Origin of the sequence: Lentzea kristufekii (assembly GCF_033949925.1) — a bacterium.
GTDB lineage: Bacteria > Actinomycetota > Actinomycetes > Mycobacteriales > Pseudonocardiaceae > Lentzea > Lentzea kristufekii.
Genome location: NZ_JAXAVV010000010.1, coordinates 268746 through 284941 on the forward strand (window position 1 = coordinate 268746; position 16196 = coordinate 284941).

17 protein-coding genes are annotated in these 16196 nt (G+C 71.0%); 2 read left to right on the forward strand and 15 right to left on the reverse strand.

The genetic code is table 11. The annotated features are described in order from the left end of the window. Positions 1–34: 34 nt before the first annotated feature. Genes tsaD through tsaB form a run of 3 tightly spaced genes read right to left on the reverse strand, consistent with a single transcriptional unit; the run spans position 35 to position 2218 of the window. On the reverse strand, positions 35–1090 hold the full coding sequence (gene tsaD, locus SK571_RS22235; protein WP_030478357.1) for a tRNA (adenosine(37)-N6)-threonylcarbamoyltransferase complex transferase subunit TsaD: 1056 nt from the start codon (positions 1088–1090) through the stop codon (positions 35–37). After that, the gene (rimI, locus tag SK571_RS22240) at positions 1083–1541 is read right to left on the reverse strand and encodes a ribosomal protein S18-alanine N-acetyltransferase (protein WP_319985998.1); all 459 of its coding nucleotides are present in this window, start codon (positions 1539–1541) and stop codon (positions 1083–1085) included. The genes tsaD and rimI overlap by 8 nt, the downstream gene beginning before the upstream one ends. After that, positions 1538–2218 (reverse strand): tRNA (adenosine(37)-N6)-threonylcarbamoyltransferase complex dimerization subunit type 1 TsaB, encoded by a 681-nt coding sequence (gene tsaB / locus SK571_RS22245; protein ID WP_319985999.1) that lies wholly within the window; start codon positions 2216–2218, stop codon positions 1538–1540. Before tsaB ends, rimI begins: the two co-directional genes overlap by 4 nt. A gap of 169 nt (positions 2219–2387) precedes the next feature. Between tsaB and SK571_RS46415 the strand changes: the two genes are divergently transcribed. Then, on the forward strand, positions 2388–2570 hold the full coding sequence (locus SK571_RS46415) for a hypothetical protein (RefSeq protein WP_406602016.1): 183 nt from the start codon (positions 2388–2390) through the stop codon (positions 2568–2570). A gap of 240 nt (positions 2571–2810) precedes the next feature. Here the strand turns inward: SK571_RS46415 and SK571_RS22255 are convergent, their stop codons facing one another. From SK571_RS22255 to glmS, 6 genes are all read right to left on the reverse strand, one after another. After that, positions 2811–3155: a hypothetical protein gene (locus tag SK571_RS22255; RefSeq protein WP_319986000.1), complete on the reverse strand. Its 345-nt coding sequence runs from the start codon at positions 3153–3155 to the stop codon at positions 2811–2813. A 63-nt stretch (positions 3156–3218) separates the two neighbouring features. Beyond that, complete coding sequence (gene tsaE, locus SK571_RS22260) at positions 3219–3680, reverse strand: tRNA (adenosine(37)-N6)-threonylcarbamoyltransferase complex ATPase subunit type 1 TsaE (RefSeq protein ID WP_319986001.1); 462 nt, start codon at positions 3678–3680, stop codon at positions 3219–3221. Continuing rightward, positions 3677–4774 (reverse strand): alpha/beta fold hydrolase, encoded by a 1098-nt coding sequence (locus SK571_RS22265; RefSeq protein ID WP_319986002.1) that lies wholly within the window; start codon positions 4772–4774, stop codon positions 3677–3679. Before SK571_RS22265 ends, tsaE begins: the two co-directional genes overlap by 4 nt. Continuing rightward, on the reverse strand, positions 4771–5856 hold the full coding sequence (gene alr / locus SK571_RS22270; protein ID WP_319986003.1) for an alanine racemase: 1086 nt from the start codon (positions 5854–5856) through the stop codon (positions 4771–4773). Before alr ends, SK571_RS22265 begins: the two co-directional genes overlap by 4 nt. Positions 5857–5907: 51 nt before the next feature. Further along, entirely contained in the window at positions 5908–7290 is a 1383-nt protein-coding gene (locus SK571_RS22275; RefSeq protein ID WP_319986004.1) for an NAD(P)H-hydrate dehydratase, read from the reverse strand. Further along, positions 7291–9150 carry a glutamine--fructose-6-phosphate transaminase (isomerizing) gene (gene glmS / locus SK571_RS22280; protein ID WP_319986005.1) on the reverse strand — a complete coding sequence of 620 codons (1860 nt, stop codon included), beginning with the start codon at positions 9148–9150 and terminating at the stop codon, positions 7291–7293. A 134-nt stretch (positions 9151–9284) separates the two neighbouring features. Between glmS and SK571_RS22285 the strand changes: the two genes are divergently transcribed. Further along, the gene (locus tag SK571_RS22285) at positions 9285–10112 is read left to right on the forward strand and encodes a dienelactone hydrolase family protein (RefSeq protein ID WP_319986006.1); all 828 of its coding nucleotides are present in this window, start codon (positions 9285–9287) and stop codon (positions 10110–10112) included. A gap of 46 nt (positions 10113–10158) precedes the next feature. Here SK571_RS22285 and SK571_RS22290 read toward each other — a convergent pair whose 3' ends face one another. The 6 genes from SK571_RS22290 to rpsI form a co-directional block, all read right to left on the reverse strand. Further along, positions 10159–10593 (reverse strand): hypothetical protein, encoded by a 435-nt coding sequence (locus SK571_RS22290; RefSeq protein WP_319986007.1) that lies wholly within the window; start codon positions 10591–10593, stop codon positions 10159–10161. Next, positions 10584–13289: a hypothetical protein gene (locus SK571_RS22295; RefSeq protein WP_319986008.1), complete on the reverse strand. Its 2706-nt coding sequence runs from the start codon at positions 13287–13289 to the stop codon at positions 10584–10586. Before SK571_RS22295 ends, SK571_RS22290 begins: the two co-directional genes overlap by 10 nt. Before the next feature lie 6 nt (positions 13290–13295). Next, entirely contained in the window at positions 13296–13589 is a 294-nt protein-coding gene (locus tag SK571_RS22300; RefSeq protein WP_093591261.1) for a hypothetical protein, read from the reverse strand. Between the two features lie 172 nt (positions 13590–13761). Continuing rightward, complete coding sequence (locus SK571_RS22305) at positions 13762–14028, reverse strand: hypothetical protein (RefSeq protein ID WP_319986009.1); 267 nt, start codon at positions 14026–14028, stop codon at positions 13762–13764. Between the two features lie 19 nt (positions 14029–14047). Next, on the reverse strand, positions 14048–15382 hold the full coding sequence (glmM, locus tag SK571_RS22310; RefSeq protein WP_319986010.1) for a phosphoglucosamine mutase: 1335 nt from the start codon (positions 15380–15382) through the stop codon (positions 14048–14050). Between the two features lie 192 nt (positions 15383–15574). Then, positions 15575–16171, reverse strand: coding sequence for a 30S ribosomal protein S9 (rpsI, locus tag SK571_RS22315; protein WP_319986011.1), 597 nt, complete (start codon positions 16169–16171; stop codon positions 15575–15577). Positions 16172–16196: the final 25 nt, after the last annotated feature.

A 16196-nucleotide genomic window follows, 5' to 3' on the forward strand; every position in this document is an offset into this window, starting at 1 on the left:
TTACTCCAAGATTCAGGTCCGCCCAGGAATGGCGTCAGAGTATCTGCACCGTGCCGACGGGCAGACCGGGCGTGGTCGAGAGGTCCATCGGGGACGGCTTGGCGCCCGCCGCGACCAGGTGGGCACCGAGCGCGGCGATCATCGCGCCGTTGTCGGTGCACAGCCGCGGCCTCGGCACGCGCAGCTCGATGCCCGCCTCGGCACAGCGCTCGGCGGCGAGCCCGCTCAGGCGGGAGTTCGCCGCGACGCCGCCGGAGATGACCAGCGTGCCGACGTCCAGGTCCTTCGCGGCGCGGATCGCCTTGGCGGTCAGCACGTCCGCGACGGCCTCCTGGAACGACGCGGCGACGTCGGCCAGCGGGATCTCCTCGCCGGCGCGCTCGGCGCGTTCGACCCAGCGGGCGACCGAGGTCTTCAGGCCGGAGAACGAGAAGTCGTACTTCGCGTCGCGCGGGCCGGTGAGGCCGCGCGGGAACGCGATCGCGCAGCCGTTGCCCTGCTTGGCGAGCTTGTCGATGGGCGGGCCACCGGGGTACGGCAGGTCGAGCAGCCGCGCGACCTTGTCGTACGCCTCGCCGGCCGCGTCGTCCACGGTGGACCCGATCTCGGTGATCGAGTTCGCCAGGCCGCCCTCGATCAGCAGCAGCTGCGAGTGGCCGCCGGAGACCAGCAGCGCGAGGCAGCGCTGCGGCAACGGGCCGTGCTGCAGCGTGTCCGCGGCGACGTGACCGGCGAGGTGGTTCACGCCGTAGAGCGGCTTGCCGAGCGCGGCCGCGTACGCCTTCGCGGCGGACACGCCGACCAGCAGCGCGCCGGCCAGGCCCGGCCCGGCGGTGACGGCGATGGAGTGGATCTGGGAGAGCTCGACCTTCGCGGTGTCGAGCGCGCGGCGCATGGTCGGGACCAGCGCTTCGAGGTGGGCGCGGGAGGCGACCTCGGGCACGACGCCGCCGAAGCGGGCGTGCTCCTCGACGCTGGAGGCGACCTCGTCGGCGAGCAGTTCGAGCGAGCCGTCCGGACCGAGGCGGACGATCCCGAAGCCCGTCTCGTCGCACGAGCTCTCGATGCCGAGGATCAGGCGATCAGACACTGTGAGCAGGCCTTCCCATCGTGTACGCGTCGGCACCCGACGGCTGGTAGTAGCGGCGGCGCAGGCCCAGGCGTTCGAAGCCGTGCGCCAGGTACAGGGCGATCGCGGGCTCGTTGTCCGTGCGGACCTCGAGGTAGACCGGCACGTTGATCTCGTCGACGCGGGCCAGCAGGTCCCTCAGCAGCATCTTGCCGACGCCCCTGCCCTGCCAGTGCCCGACGACGGCGATCGTGTGCACGCTGGCCTCGTACTCACCGGCTGCGAGCCCGGCGTACCCGATCAGCTCGTCGTCGGCGTACGCGCCGATGTAGTAGTTGCCGTTGTCGAGCTCGGTGCGGAACGCGTTCTCGCTCCACGGGTCGTCGCCGGGGAACAGGGCCAGCTCGATCTCGTGGCACCTGGGCACGTCGGCGTGCCGCAGCGGCGCGAGCGTGACGGTGCCGGTGGTCATGCCCTGGTCACCCTCTTGCGCCCGGTGGGCTCGACGGCGTCGGGACGGCGCAGGTAGAGCGGGGTGAGCGCGGCCGGGCGGGCCTTCGCGAGCACCTCGGCGGCCGCGGCTGCGACCAGGCCCTCGGGGCTCGGGTGCTTCGCTTGGAGGAGCTCCAAGCCGAGGACGTCAGCGTAGATCTCGGCGCCCTCACCCGTGGCCTGGTGCACGCCCAGGGCCGGCAGCTTCTCGGCGAGGTCCTGCGGGCGTTCGACGTGCGGGCCGTCCGTGCGGCGACCGGCGGCGTCGTAGGCGGCCCAGTAGACCTCCTTGCGCCGCGCGTCGGTCGCGACGAGCAGCGGGTGACCGCTGGCGGCGTCCTTGGCGATGGCGTCGGTGGTGGCGACCGGGTAGACCGGGCGGTTGAGCGCCTGGCCGAGCGCGGCGGCGGTGGCGAGACCGACCCGCAGGCCGGTGAACGGCCCGGGACCCGCGCCGACGACGATGGCGTCGAGGTCGGCGAACGTCCTGCCGGCTTCCGCGAGCGCGTCGGTGATGTGCGGGGTGAGCAGCTCGCCGTGCGCCTTGGCGTTGAGCGTCACCCGCTTCGCGAGCAGGCGCGGCGGGGAGTCGGGCGCGAGTTCGACCACACCGGCGGTGACTGCGGGGGTGGCCGTGTCGACGGCGAGCACTAGCACGGTTGTCCAGAGTAGTACGAGGTCGTGTTGGTCGTCCGGTCACCTCTTGCTGTCAACCGCCGGAGGCGATTCGGCGGCAAGCGGTGGCCGGATGACCAACTTCGCAACGACCTCGTCGCCATCTGCGGAGCAGGGGCAATCGAACACGTGTTGGTTGTCCGGTCACCTCTTGCTGTCAACCGCCGGAGGCGATTCGGCGGCAAGAGGTGAACTCCGCGACGGCCTCGTCGCCACGTGGCGGACGCCGGGCGGCGGGGCCGCGGACCTGATCAAGAGCAGCGGCTGCGGAATCGGCGCGGGCGAGATCGGGAACGTCCTGCTCAAGCATCCGTCGACGGCCGAGGTGGCGTGACGGGCGAACTGGACGGCGACCTGGGCGAGCGGATCGTGGCCTGGGTGGTTCCAGCGAGCGAAGCGCCGGAACCACGGCCCTGAGCGATCACGTCGCGAGCCGCACGAGCGGCCAAGGGTGGTGCACGGGCTACAGGCCTTGCCGGGCAACGAAACGGCAAGTGCCCAGAAATGTCCTGAAAGGACTGTCAGAGGGATGGCCGACGGGCTCGTTCGGCCATCCCCCGCGACGTTCCGGCGACTAGTGGCCGGACGTGTTGCCGTTGCAGGCGACGTAGGACGGCGAGTGGTCGACCGTGAAGATCTCCAGCGGGCCGTTCCACTGCCACGGCGCGACGCACGCGTTGTTCAGCACGCTGATGCCGTGACCACCGGCGGCGTGGTTGTCGTTGCACGCGGCGTAGCCGGGGGCGTGGCCCTCGTGCAGCAGCGACAACGGGCCGTTCCACTGCCACGGCGCGGCGCAGAGGTTGTCGGCAACGCTGATGCCGCCGGAGGGGTCGTGCTCACCGGCGGACGCCGGAGCAGCGGCAGCCAGCAGGGCGCCGCCGATGACTGCGGTTGCGAAGAGCGTCTTCTTGATCATGCGGTTCTCATCGGCAGGTCACGCTCTGTCCTTAATGGACGTCATCCCATGTGTCACAAAACATCACACCGGAAGGGGACGTGAGCTCCAGTCGCCCTGCGGGATGAGCTGAGCTGTGCGAACGTCGTCGACTCCGCGTTCGAGGCGGATCAGCAGATGATCTTCACTCAGGCGTTCCGCGACGCCCTCGCCCCACTCGACGGCGACCACGGCGTCGACGAGTTCGGTGTCCAGGTCGAGGTCGTCCAGCTCGTCCAGGTGACCCCCGAGCCGGTACGCGTCGACGTGCACCAGCCGCACGCCCCTGCCGTCCTCGGCGGGCTCGTGCACGCGGGCGACGACGAACGTCGGCGAGGACACCCGGCCCTGCACGCCGAGGCCGCGCGCGAGCCCGCGCACCAGCGCCGTCTTCCCGGCTCCCAACGGCCCGGCGAGCAGCAGCAGGTCGCCCGCCCGCACCAGTTCACCCAGCTTGCGGCCGAACTCCTCGGTGTCCTCCACCAGGGGCAGTTCGACGGTCTTCACGCTCGGCGCCACCACTTCTTCCGACTCTCTCCGCGATCGGCCGCGCAGCGTTCGACGAGCGCGACCAGGTGGTCGTTGACGAGATCAGCCTGCTCCATCATCACCATGTGCCCGGCACCGGGGGCCCGCACGAGGGTGGCGTGCGGCATCTCCTCGGCCATCCGCTCGGCGTGCGAGAACGGCGTGAGCTTGTCCGCGTCACCGCTCAGGATCAGCACCTCGCAGTGCCGCAGTCCGGCCAGCGCCTTGTAGCGGTCGTGCGTGCCGAGGGTCTCCAGGAACTCGGTGAGGACCTTCACCGTCGTCCCGTTGATCATCTGCTCCATCAGGTCCACGAGGGACGGTGCGACCTTGCGGTCGCCGAACGCCAGCGCGCGGATGCCGCTCCACGTCAGGGTCTTCGTGCCCTTGCGGACCCACTCGACCAGCCCCGGCTGGATGCCCGCGAGCCGGCCGACGCCGAGCGTCACCGGGTTGTACCGCGACAGCACGGACTTCGGCAGTCCCGCGCCACCCACGGCACCGGCGGCCGTGCCGATCAACGCGACGCCGCGCACCCGTTCCTCGAAGAGCTCGGGGTGCTTCTCGGCCAGCGCCATGATCGTCATGCCGCCCATGGAGTGGCCGACGAGCACCAGCGGACCCTCCGGCACGACCGCGCGGATCACCGAGTCGAGGTCGAGCGCGAGCTGGTCGATCGTGCTGTGCTCGACGGAGGACTTCCCGGAACGGCCGTGGCTGCGCTGGTCGTAGAGCACCTGGTGCACGCGCGGGTCGATCAGCTCGGCGAGGTCGCGGCGCTGGAAGTGGAAGCAGCGGCGGTCCAGCGCGAACCCGTGCACCAGCACGACGGTGATGTCCGGCTCGCCGCCGTCCGCCGGGTCGACCTCCTCGACGGAGATCGGCACGCCGTCCTCGGCGGCGACGGTCGACTCGCGATCGGGCCTCAGCAGGCCCAACGGCTCGTCGGCGAGGCTGTCGGACGCGGTCTTGCGCTCGTGCGAGACCTTCGCGGTCTGCGCCACGGCCGCTCCGGCGACGACGGCACCGACCGCGCCACCGACCCACCCGACGACCTTCCACACCGGCTTCACGTGTAGATCCTCCGCACCCGCGGCCGGTACATCCCGCAGACGATCTCGTAGTCGATCGTCCCGGTCAGCTCCGCCCACTCCGTCGCCGTCGGCTCCCCCCGGCTCCCGTCGCCGAACAGGACGACCTCGGCACCCTCCGCGATCTCGTCGTCCCCGCAGTCCACGACGATCTGGTCCATGCAGACACGGCCGACCACCGGGCGGCGCCTCCCCTCCAGGAGCACCTCCATCCGGCCGGAGAGCGCCCGCGGGACACCGTCCGCATACCCCGCCGGCACCAGTGCCAGCGTCGTGTCCGTCCGCGCTGTCCATGTCATCCCGTAGGAGACGGACTCCCCTGCGGGGATACGTTTCGTGAGCGCCACGTGTGACCGGTAGCTCATGACCGGCCTGAGGTCGTGATCGGTCGGCACCGGGTTCAGCCCGTAGACGGCGATGCCGGGCCTGACCATGTCGAAGTGCAGATCGGGCCTGGTCAGCAGGGCCGCGGAGTTCGCGATGTGCCGTTTCGGGTCGAGACCGGCGGCTCTGGCGACCTCGTAGGCGTCGTCGAACCGCTTGGCCTGCAGGTCGATGGACGGGTCGCCGATCTCGTCCGCGGACGCGAGGTGCGACCAGATGGCCACGACCTCGTGCTTCTTCGCGGCCTCGACGAGCTCCGGCCAGTCGTGGGGCTGGCAGCCGTTGCGGCTCAGCCCGGTGTCGATCTTGAGGTGGAGCCGCGGCCGTGCGTCGGCCTCCAGCGCGGCCTGCTCGACGCGGCGCAGGTCGGACAGCGATGCCACGGACATGTCCACATCGGCCGCGAGACCGGCCGCCAGGTCCTCGTCCGGGGCGTCGAGCCAGGCCAGCACCGGGGCCTGGATGCCCGCCGAACGCAACGCGAGGGCTTCCTGCGTCGAACACGAACCGAGCCAGGTGGCGCCCGCTTCGAGGGCGGCGCGGGCGACCTGCACCGCGCCGTGGCCGTAGCCGTCCGCCTTGACGACGGCCATCGTCTCGGAGGCAGGGGCCAGACCGGCGAGCAGGGCGACGTTGTGCCGCAGCGCGCCTAGGTCGACGACAACTTCTGAACGGGCCATAACCTTTTCATCGTGCCATGAGCCCGCAGCTCATCAGGTGTGAGCGAGCGCTCAGGGCCGTCGAAGTGCCCTGATCGCCGCTGGGATCGCCGCCATCAGGCCCGAAGCCGGCAACGGCGCCCCGTCCGCTCCCAGTTCGGCGGCCAGCACGTGCGCGTACGCCGCGTACCCCGCCGCCAGGAACGGGTCGACGCCACCGGCCAGCAACGCGCCGATCATGCCGGACAGGACGTCGCCCGATCCGGCCGTCGCCGGCCAGGACGACGTCGCCGAGTTGACCAGTGCCCGTCCGTCCGGCGCCGCCACGACGGTCCGGTGGCCCTTGAGCAGCACCACGGCACCGAACCGCTGCGCGGCCTTCCTGGCCGCCGCGACGCGGTCCGCGCCGACCGGGCCCGCCAGGCGTTCGAACTCGCGGTCGTGCGGGGTCAGCACCAGGGCGGCGTCGGGGTCGCGGGCGTCCCAGAGCGACGGCGTCGAGGCGAGCAGCGTGATGGCGTCGGCGTCGGCGATCACCGGCACACCGGCGTCCAGCACGAACCGCAGGACCTCCGCGGACGAACTGCCGGTGCCCATGCCGGGGCCGACGACCCAGGCCTGGACGCGACCGGCGTCGGTGATCGAGCCGGTGCAGATCGTCTCGGGCCAGCGGGCGCGGATGGCGTCGGCGGCCGGACCGGCGTAGCGGACCATGCCCGAGGTCGCGAGCACGGCGGCGCCGGTGGACAGCACCGCGGCGCCGGGATAGGTGGCACTGCCGGCCGCCACTCCCGTGACGCCCTGGGTGTACTTGTCGTCGGACGGGCCCGGCACCGGCCAGGCGATGTCCTCGCGGTCGAGCAGCACGAAGTCGGGATCTGCCGGCCGGAGGCCGATGTCGACCAGGTGCACCTCGCCGCAGTCGGCCAGCGCGTGCACCGGCTTCAGGCAGCCGAACGTGACGGTGGTGTGGGCTTTCACGTGCGGGCCGGAGATCTCGCCGGTGTCCGGGTCGATGCCGGACGGCAGGTCCACGGCCAGGATCGGGACCTTCACGCTCTCGACCAGAGCGGCGGCGGCCGGGCGCAACGGGCCGCGCGCGGACAGGCCGACGATGCCGTCGATCACGAGATCGGGGGTGCCGGCGTCGGGGACGATCCGGCCGCCCGCGCGGCGGAACGCGGCGAGGCCTTCGGCGTGGGCCTTCTCGGGCGACAGGAGCACGGCGGAGACCGCGACGCCGCGGCGGCGCAGGAAGCAACCGGCCCACAGGGCGTCGCCGCCGTTGTTGCCCGCGCCCACGAGCAACGTGACGCGGCGGCGGCCCTGCAGGAGCCTGAGGGCGTGGGTGGCCACACCGAACGCGGCCTTGCGCATCAACGAGCCCGGCGGGACGACCGCCATGAGCTCCTCTTCAGCGGACTTGACGCGTTCGGTGTGCCAGACGCCTCTCACTCACTCGACGGTAACGGACTTCGCCAGGTTGCGAGGCTTGTCGACGTCGTAGCCGCGGGCGGACGCGATCTCGGCCGCGAGGATCTGCAGCGGCACCGTCGAGATGAGCGGCTGCAGCAGCGTCGGGACGGCCGGGATCTCGATCAGGTGGTCGGCGAACGGGCGCACGGTCTCGTCGCCCTCCTCCGCGATCACGATCGTGCGGGCGCCGCGGGCCTGGATCTCGCTGATGTTCGACACCAGCTTCGAGTGCAGGACGGCACGGCCCTTCGGCGACGGCATGACCACGACGACCGGGAGGTTCTCCTCGATCAGGGCGATCGGGCCGTGCTTGAGCTCGCCGGCCGCGAAGCCCTCGGCGTGCATGTAGGCGAGCTCCTTGAGCTTGAGCGCGCCTTCCAGGGCCACCGGGTAGCCGACGTGGCGGCCGAGGAACAGCACCGCCTTCGAGTCGGCGAGCTCACGGCCGAGCGCACGGACCTGCTCGGCCGTGCCGAGCACGCGCCGCACGGCCTCGGGCATGGCCTCCAGCTCGTGGAACTCGCGGGCGACCTCGTCCGGGTACTTGGTGCCGCGGGCCTGCGCCAGGGCCAGGCCCACCAGGTAGTTCGCGGCGATCTGGGCGAGGAACGCCTTCGTCGACGCGACACCGATCTCCGGACCGGCGTGCGTGTACAGCACGGCGTCGGACTCACGCGGGATCTGCGCGCCGTTGGTGTTGCAGACGGCCAGGACGCGGGCCTTCTGCGCACGGGCGTGGCGCACGGCCTCCAGCGTGTCCGCGGTCTCGCCGGACTGCGAGACGGCGACGACGAGCGTGTCGCGGTCGAGCACCGGGTCGCGGTAGCGGAACTCGGAGGCCAGCTCGACCTCGACGGGCAGGCGGGTCCAGTGCTCGATCGCGTACTTCGCGACGAGACCGGAGTGGTACGCGCTGCCGCAGGCGATGACGAAGACCTTGTCGACGTCGCGCAGGTCCTGGTCGGAGAGGCGCTGCTCGTCGAGGACGATCCGGCCGTTCGCGAAGTGGCCGCGCAGCGTGTTGGCCAGCGCCTCCGGCTGCTCCTCGATCTCCTTGAGCATGAAGTACTCGTGGCCGCCCTTCTCGGCGGCGCTGAGGTCCCAGTTGACCGTGAACGGCTTGGCCTCGGCGATCTCGCCGTCGAAGTCGGTGACCTCGTACCCGTCGCGGGTCAGCACGACCATCTGGTCCTGGCCCAGCTCGACGGCTTCCTTGGTGTGCGCGATGAACGCGGCCACGTCGCTCGCGACGAAGTACTCGTTCTCGCCCACGCCGACGACCAGCGGCGAGTTGCGGCGCGCGGCGACGACCTGGTCGGGCTCGTCGGCGTGCGTGATCACGAGCGTGAACGCGCCCTCGAGCCGGCGGGCGATCTTGCGCACGCTGGCAGGCAGGTCACCCTTCGTGTCGCCCTCGGCGTAGGCGAACGCCACGAGGTGCGCGACCGTCTCGGTGTCGGTGTCGGACGCCATCTCGACGCCGAGGCCTTCGAGCTCGGCGCGCAGGGCGAGGAAGTTCTCGATGATGCCGTTGTGCACCACGGCGACACGGTTGGTCGCGTCGCGGTGCGGGTGCGAGTTCCGGTCGATCGGCGCGCCGTGTGTCGCCCACCGGGTGTGGCCCATGCCGACGGTGCCCGCGAAGTTGTCGCGGCCCACCTCGTCGAGCCTCGTCTCCAGGTTCTGCAGCCGTCCGGCCTTGCGTTCGACGGCGAGGTCGTCGCCTGTCACGACCGCGACGCCCGCTGAGTCGTAACCCCGGTATTCGAGGCGCCTCAGCCCGTCCAGCACGACGTCGAGCGCCGACTGGTGACCCACGTATCCCACGATTCCGCACACGGGAAACAGACTAGCTAGACCACGCCGCTAACCCTAATGAGTGAGAGTGCTCTGTTTGCGCTGGTCAAACGGACGTGTGGTGTAGACCAATCTCGGATGTGGTGCGGACGACAGGATCGACTACGGTTCACCACATGGCTCGCCGCGTGATCACGCTGACCGCGAAACAGGCCCTCGAGCAGCTCAGCAGGCCCGGCCCGCACCCCGTGCTGCGCGGCGACCTCGCGCTCGTCGGCCTGCCGGGCGTGATCTTCACACCGCAGTCCGGCCTCGGTCTGCCCGCCGTCGCGTTCGGACACGGCTGGATGCAGCCCGTACGGCGCTACCACGGCCTTTTGCGGCACCTGGCCTCGTGGGGCGTGGTCGCCGCGGCACCGGCCGTGGAGCGCGGCCCGCTGCTGTCGTCACGGGTGCTGGCGGCGAACCTGCTGACCACTTTGGACATCTGCACCGGTGTGCGGCTCGGCACCGGGGAGATCAGCGTCGACCCGGCCCGGCTCGCGCTGGCCGGACACTCGATGGGCGGCGGCGCGGCCGTGCTGGCAGCGTCCTCAGCGGACCGGGTCCGGGCCGTTGTGACTTTGGCCGCAACGGAGACGCGCCCGTCGGCACTGGACGCGGCCCGCGAGGTCCGCGCTCCCGGCCTGCACCTCGCGGCCGGCGAGGACCGCATCGCACCCCCGGTCGGCCACGCCGAGGCGATCGCGTCCGCGTGGGGCGGCCCCGTGCAACTGCGGCTGCTGCCCAAGGCCTCGCACCTCGGCTTCACCGAGGGCCGGCACTGGAGCGAGCTCATGCTGGACGGCAGCTCCGAGCGGGGGTCGAACAAGCTCGGACGCGCGTTCGTGACGGCCTTCCTGCTGCGCGTGCTGACCGGCGACCGGACGTACGACGACCTGCTCGACAGCGACCTGAAGGCCGCGAACCTCGTGTTCCAGCGGGAAGCCCTGGTCCGCCGCTGACGACTCCGGCCCCGGTGCGGGATCGCACGCGGGGCCGGAGATCAGGTCAGCTGAGCCAGGTCTGGCCGCTCAGGTCGTCATCGTCGTCCACGGGCGCCGGACGACGCCGATGCACAGGTGGCGGCGGTGCGACCGGCGGTGGCGGAGGCGCGGCCACTGGTGCCTGCTGCGGCGGCGGCGCATAGCCGCCGTCGTCGTCCTCCGGGCCGAACGCCAGTTCACCGGCGCCGCGTTCGGGACGGTCCCACTGCGGTTTGCGTGACTGCTGCCGTTCGCCCTGCGCGACGAGGTTCTCGGCGCTCTTCTGAGCGGCCGCGACGTCCTGCTTGTGCTTTTCCTCGCGAGCCGCGATGTCGGCAGCGACCTTGTCCTGGCTCGCCTTGAGCTCCGCCGAGACCTCGGCGGTGGCACGGCGGGTCTTGGCGATGTTCTCGTCGAACAACGCCTGAACGCGCGGGTCCACTTCCCCGATCATCGCCATGGGTTGGCGGCCTCCCCTCGGTCTTCGCCCAGCGTGGTCTGCATGGCGCTCAACGGGTTGTTGTTGTCGTCGTCGAACAACGTGCCCGTGGTGCGCCACTGGCTGGCACCGCGCTCGGAGTCACCGCCCTGCTGGCCGCCTGCTCCGGCACCGGCCATGCCACCGCCCATCATGCCGCCGCCGCCCATCATGCCGCCGGAGGCCGCACCGCTCGGCGCCTGGCCGTTGGCCTCCTGCATGGACGGCAGGTTCGCCGCGCCCGGCTGGCCCGCTTCGGAGGCGTTCGTGTTGAACGAGCCGCCGTTGCCGTCGCTCGAGTTCGGGCTGCTCCACGCGCTGTCGGCGTTGGAGCCGCCGAGCACGGACTCGCTGCCGCCGCCGGTGAACGAGACGCCGGACGTCGTCGTGCTGTCCGAGGCCTGGGCGAACTGCGGGCTCTCCGCCGAGACCCTGGGCTCGCCGAGGCTCGGCATGATGCCGTTGTCCTCGATGTAGCTGCGGGCCGCCGAGTCCTGGAAGCGCTCGGCCACGTTCGGCGCGGCCTCTCCCGGCGCACTCCAGACCTGCTCACCGGCGGGCGCCGGCATCGGCTGGAACCCGGCCTCGGCAGGCAGCGTCGTGACGGCCTCGGCGGGCAGCGTCGTGACGGCCTCCGGGAACTCGGCCTCCGGGGTGCGCAGGCCGTCCTCCAGCCTGGCACCGTCGGAACCGCCCCCACCGGGACCGGACTCGGAACCAGGCGTCTGCGCGGCGGGGTTCTCGTCCTCGCCGAAGCCCACGCCGATCTTGTCGGGCGTGCCGTCCCCGTTGTCCGCGGTCAGGTTGATCTCACCGGTGTCGGTGTCGACCTCGGCGGTGAAGTTGACGCCGTCCTGCTCGATGTGGATCTTGCCGTCCGCGCCGACCTCGACCGGGATCGGGTTCGACTCCGAACCGAGCGGGCCCGCGGCCGGAGCCGCTCCGCCGCCGGGCGCGGGGGTGCCGCCGGCTGCGGGGGCGCCACCGGCAGCGGGAGTCTGCGCGCCCGCCGTCGGGTTCGAGGCGGTGAGCTGGTTGGCCATGTTGGTGATGGCCTGCGTGCCGTTCTGCCCCATCAGGGCCTTGGCGGCCTCGGGGTTCTTGCTGAAGTCCAGGTCGTAGGTCTTCGGCTCGCCCTTGGGCGTGTCGATCGTCATCTTCACGTGCCCGTTCGAGTCGGGCTCCGTGACCTTGATCGTGTTGTCGCCGGCCGTGACCGTGACGGTCTCGAGCTCTTCCTCGGGCTTGGGCTGGTCGGGCTTGCCGTCGCCGTCGAGGTCGTCGGGCTTGCCGTCACCGTCGGTGTCACCGGGGACGTCCGGCTTGCCGTCGCCGTCCTTGTCGAGCGGGTTCTCCGGCTTCGGGATCTCCGGCGTACCACCGCCACCACCGCCGCCGCTCGGGCCGCCGCCACCGCTCGGGCTGCCGCCGCCACCGCCACCGCCGTTGTTGACGTTCTGGCGGCCGCCGCCCTGATCGGAGAACGCCGGGGGGTCGCCGATCGGGCCGAACGTGTCCTTGAACGCGTTCTTCAGGCCCGTGAACATGGCCTTGTAGTCGGCGTCGACACCGGCCTGCACGGCCTGGCAGTAGCCGTCGAACGCCTTCTTCTTGCCGTCGAACTCCTCGCAGAGAGCCTTCAGCTTCTGCTTGGCCTCGTTGATGATGGATTCCCGCCGGCCCTTGACCCACGAGTCCCAGCCGAGGCCCGCGAGAACGCCCGACAGGATGCCGCCGGTGAGAGCGCCCACGACACCGCCGACGACCCAACCGGGCAGGCCGGAGAGTCCGTCGAGGATGCCCGCGTCGTTCTCGAAGATGTCGCCGTTCGCCTGGCGGATCGCGGTCTCGGCCTCCTCGACCGTCAGGCCACCGCACTTCTCCGAGTACTGGTCGTGGATCTGCTGCGCGAAGTCCTTGACGTGCTTCTGCATGTTCGTCACGCCGGCGGTGATCGCGCCGGGAGCCGTGCCCGCCTGCTGCACGAACGTCTTCGAGGCGCCGGCGAACTTGGTCCGGTACTCGCCCGCGGCCTTCGCGGCGGGGCCCTCCCAGGAACCGAGCCCGTTCCAGGCGGCGCCCAGCGCGTTGTCGTGCGCGTCCGCCTTCTTGACGTTCTCGGTGAGCTTGTGGGCGTCTTCGCGGAACTTCGCGAAGTCGATGTCGCGGACCTCGTCGTACTTGCGGTAGATCTCGCCCTGGAGGTCCGGTGCGGCACCACCGTGACCGCACGCCTGCGCGGCCTTCGGGTAGATCGGGATGAACTTCTCGAAGAACCGCAGTCCGGGGGCGCCGGCGTCGAGCAGGACGTTGCTGTTCGGCACGTCACCCTGCTCGTTCAGGACCTTCTGGGTGGCGCCGAGCTCGCGCTCCTCGCCCGCCTTCTTGACGAGCTTGTCGGCGTCCTCGCCCTCCATGGTGAAGGCGCCGTGCTGGATCTCCTTGCGGACGTTGTTGGACGCGCTGAACCCCAGCGTCAACGGCGCGAGCACCGCGCCCACCACGTGATCGCCCACGCTCGGGTCGTCCGGGACGTCCACCCCGTTCGCCTTGCCGTAGCGCTCGACCTCTTCCTGGGGAGCACCGGCGCCGGCGAGGGCGCGCACGAGCTGCTTCTTGGTCTCCGGAGTGACGTTCGGGTCGTCGAGGAGCTTCTTGATCTCGGTCTGATCCGCCACGACTCGTTACCCCTTGAACTGGCTCGAGGTCTGCGCCTCGTTCGACTCGTACGTCTTGGCGACGTCCTTCAGGCGGGTGGCGATGCCGGTCGCCTCCTTGCCGAACTTCTCCAAGTCCTGGCCGAAGAGGTCGAAGCAGGCCTTGTACTCGGCGGCGACGCCCTGGAACTTGCGGCCGACCTGCCCGGCTCCCACACCCGGCACGGCCGCGGCCTTCATCTGGATCAGGGCTGATCCCTCTGCCTCGTACGTCCCCGCAGCCTTGGTCAAATCGCCGGACTGAACGCCGAACCCGGACATCTGCTCGCCTCCCCTAGTCCCCGATCTGACGCAATTCGGCCTCATCGGGTTCCGCCATACAGTGCCAGCTCGGATCACGCGGTGACCGGAGCTCCACGATGTCGGTTGCCTTAGTAAACAGCCATTCGGCGCAAGACGCTGATGATCACCACTGATCGCGTGGGCGCGCCGGTCACCAGCCGTTCGGCGGGGGTGGGGGCGGACTCTGCTGCGAACGGGGCTGCTGCGGCTGCGGGTACCCCTGAGGCGGGTACGGCGGCTGAGCCTGCTGCGGGAAGCCCTGCTGCTGGGGGTACGGCTGCTGCTGCGGATACCCGTGACCGGGCGGGAACGGGGGCTGGGCGACCGGTTTGCGCTTCGACGTCGCGACAACGGCGATGATGACCGCTGTCACACCTCCCAGCAGCACCAGGAGTACGAGCAACATCAACATGGTCATCCCCAGCCCCCTGTGGTCCTCAGTGCACCGAGGAAACCACACCGGCCAGGCGCTGCGCGGCCGACTGGGCCTGTTCGTGGCTGGTGGCCTCGACCATCACCCGCACGAGCTGCTCGGTACCGGACGGGCGCAGCAACACGCGGCCGGTGTCGCCGAGTTCGGCCTCGACGGCGGCGACGGCCTCGCTGACCGACGACGCCTTGGCGACGGCCGCCTTGTCGGTGACCTTCACGTTGATCAGGACCTGCGGCAGGCGGCGCATCACCGAGGCGAGGTCGGCGAGCGACTTGCCGGTCTCGGCCATGCGGGCCATCAGGCGCAGCGCGGTGAGCAGGCCGTCGCCGGTGGTGGCGTGCGCGGGCAGCACGACGTGGCCCGACTGCTCGCCGCCGAGCGAGTAACCGCCGGCCTTGAGGTCCTGCAGCACGTAGCGGTCGCCGACGGCGGTGGTGCGCAGGCGGATCGACGACTCCCGCATGGCGATGTGCAGGCCGAGGTTGCTCATCACCGTGGCGACGAGGGTGTCCTCGAACAGCTCGCCCGCGTCGCGCATGGCGATCGCGAGGACCGCGAGGATCTGGTCGCCGTCGACCGGCTCGCCCTGGGCGTCCACGGCGAGGCAACGGTCGGCGTCGCCGTCGTGCGCGATGCCGAGGTCGGCACCGTGCTCGCGGACCGCGGCGGCGACGACGTCGATGTGGGTGGAACCACAGCCGGCGTTGATGTTGAGGCCGTCCGGGTTCGCGTTGATCGCGATCACCTCGGCCCCGGCGCGGCGGTACGCGTCCGGTGCGGCCACCGACGCGGCACCGTTCGCGCAGTCCACCACGACCTTGAGACCGTCGAGGCGGTGCGGTGTGACCTTGAGCAGGTGCTCCACGTACTGGATCTCGGCGTCGGGAACGTCGCGCACCCGGCCGATCGCAGCCCCGGTGGGACGGTCGAAACCGGTGCCCATGTGCTGCTCGATCTCGTCCTCGACCTCGTCGGGCAGCTTGTGGCCACCGGCGGCGAAGAGCTTGATCCCGTTGTCCGGCATCGCGTTGTGCGACGCCGAGATCATCACGCCGATGTCGGCGCCGAGCGCGGCGACCAGGTGCGCGACGGCGGGCGTGGGCAGGGCGCCGACGCGCAGCACGTCCGCACCGGCCGAGGTCAGGCCGGCGGTGACGGCGGCGTCGAGCATCTCGCTGCTCGCCCTGGGATCGCGGCCGACGACGGCGACGGGACGGTGGGAGCGGTCGTGCTCGGCGAGCACCCTTGCCGCCGCGGCGGCGACGGACATCGCGAGCTCGGGGGTGAGATCGGCGTTGGCGAGACCGCGTACACCGTCGGTGCCGAACAGGCGGGCCATGAATCCTCCGATTTGGACACTGCGAGGCGGCGGGAAAGGACCCGGAAAACACTGCGGGAGCAGCAGTTCGTGGTGAACTGCTGCTCCCGCAGGTATAGCTGGATGACGCTCGGGGTGCGGGGTGTCCCCGCACTCACCGCGGAAGAGCAGTGGTCTGACGAACGCAGACACGGCTCGCCCCGCGGCGGAGCATCAACGCTTGGAGTACTGAGGCGCCTTGCGGGCCTTCTTCAGACCGTACTTCTTGCGCTCCTTGACCCGCGGGTCGCGAGTGAGGAAGCCGGCCTTCTTGAGGACCGGACGGTCCTCGGAGTCGACGGCGATCAGCGCACGCGCGATGGCGAGACGCAGCGCACCGGCCTGGCCGGTGATGCCGCCGCCACGCAGGTTCGCGATGACGTCGAAGGTCTCGGGCTTCTCCGTGGTGACGAGCGGCTCCCTGATGAGCTGCTGGTGCACCTTGTTCGGGAAGTAGGCCTCGAGGGTCTTGCCGTTCAGCGTGAACTTGCCGGTGCCGGGCACGAGGCGGACGCGGACGACGGCCTCCTTGCGGCGGCCGACGGTCTGCGCGAGGTGCGCGGCGCCGTTCAGCGAGAGGGCGACCACCGGCGCTGAGGTCTCTTCGACGACCTCGGCCTCGTCGGCGTCGGCCTCGGGGGCGTCAGCGTCGGCCTCAACGGCCTCGGGAGCCTCATCGGCCTCAGGAGCGTCGACGACCTCGGCCTCGACAACCTCGGCCTCGACCTCGGGGGTCTCGACCTCAGGGGTCTCGTTCTCAGGGGTGGTCACAGGAACTTCCTCGGTGTACTCGTCG

Bases quoted from the DNA above. Each gene is read 5' to 3' on its own strand.
- rimI (WP_319985998.1), bottom strand. From the start codon at position 1,541: ATGACCACCGGCACCGTCACGCTCGCGCCGCTGCGGCACGCCGACGTG.
- SK571_RS22255 (WP_319986000.1), bottom strand. From the start codon at position 3,155: ATGATCAAGAAGACGCTCTTCGCAACCGCAGTCATCGGCGGCGCCCTG.
- alr (WP_319986003.1), bottom strand. From the start codon at position 5,856: ATGGCCCGTTCAGAAGTTGTCGTCGACCTAGGCGCGCTGCGGCACAAC.
- SK571_RS22285 (WP_319986006.1), top strand. From the start codon at position 9,285: ATGGCTCGCCGCGTGATCACGCTGACCGCGAAACAGGCCCTCGAGCAG.
- SK571_RS22290 (WP_319986007.1), bottom strand. From the start codon at position 10,593: ATGGCGATGATCGGGGAAGTGGACCCGCGCGTTCAGGCGTTGTTCGAC.
- SK571_RS22300 (WP_093591261.1), bottom strand. From the start codon at position 13,589: ATGTCCGGGTTCGGCGTTCAGTCCGGCGATTTGACCAAGGCTGCGGGG.
- SK571_RS22305 (WP_319986009.1), bottom strand. From the start codon at position 14,028: ATGACCATGTTGATGTTGCTCGTACTCCTGGTGCTGCTGGGAGGTGTG.
- glmM (WP_319986010.1), bottom strand. From the start codon at position 15,382: ATGGCCCGCCTGTTCGGCACCGACGGTGTACGCGGTCTCGCCAACGCC.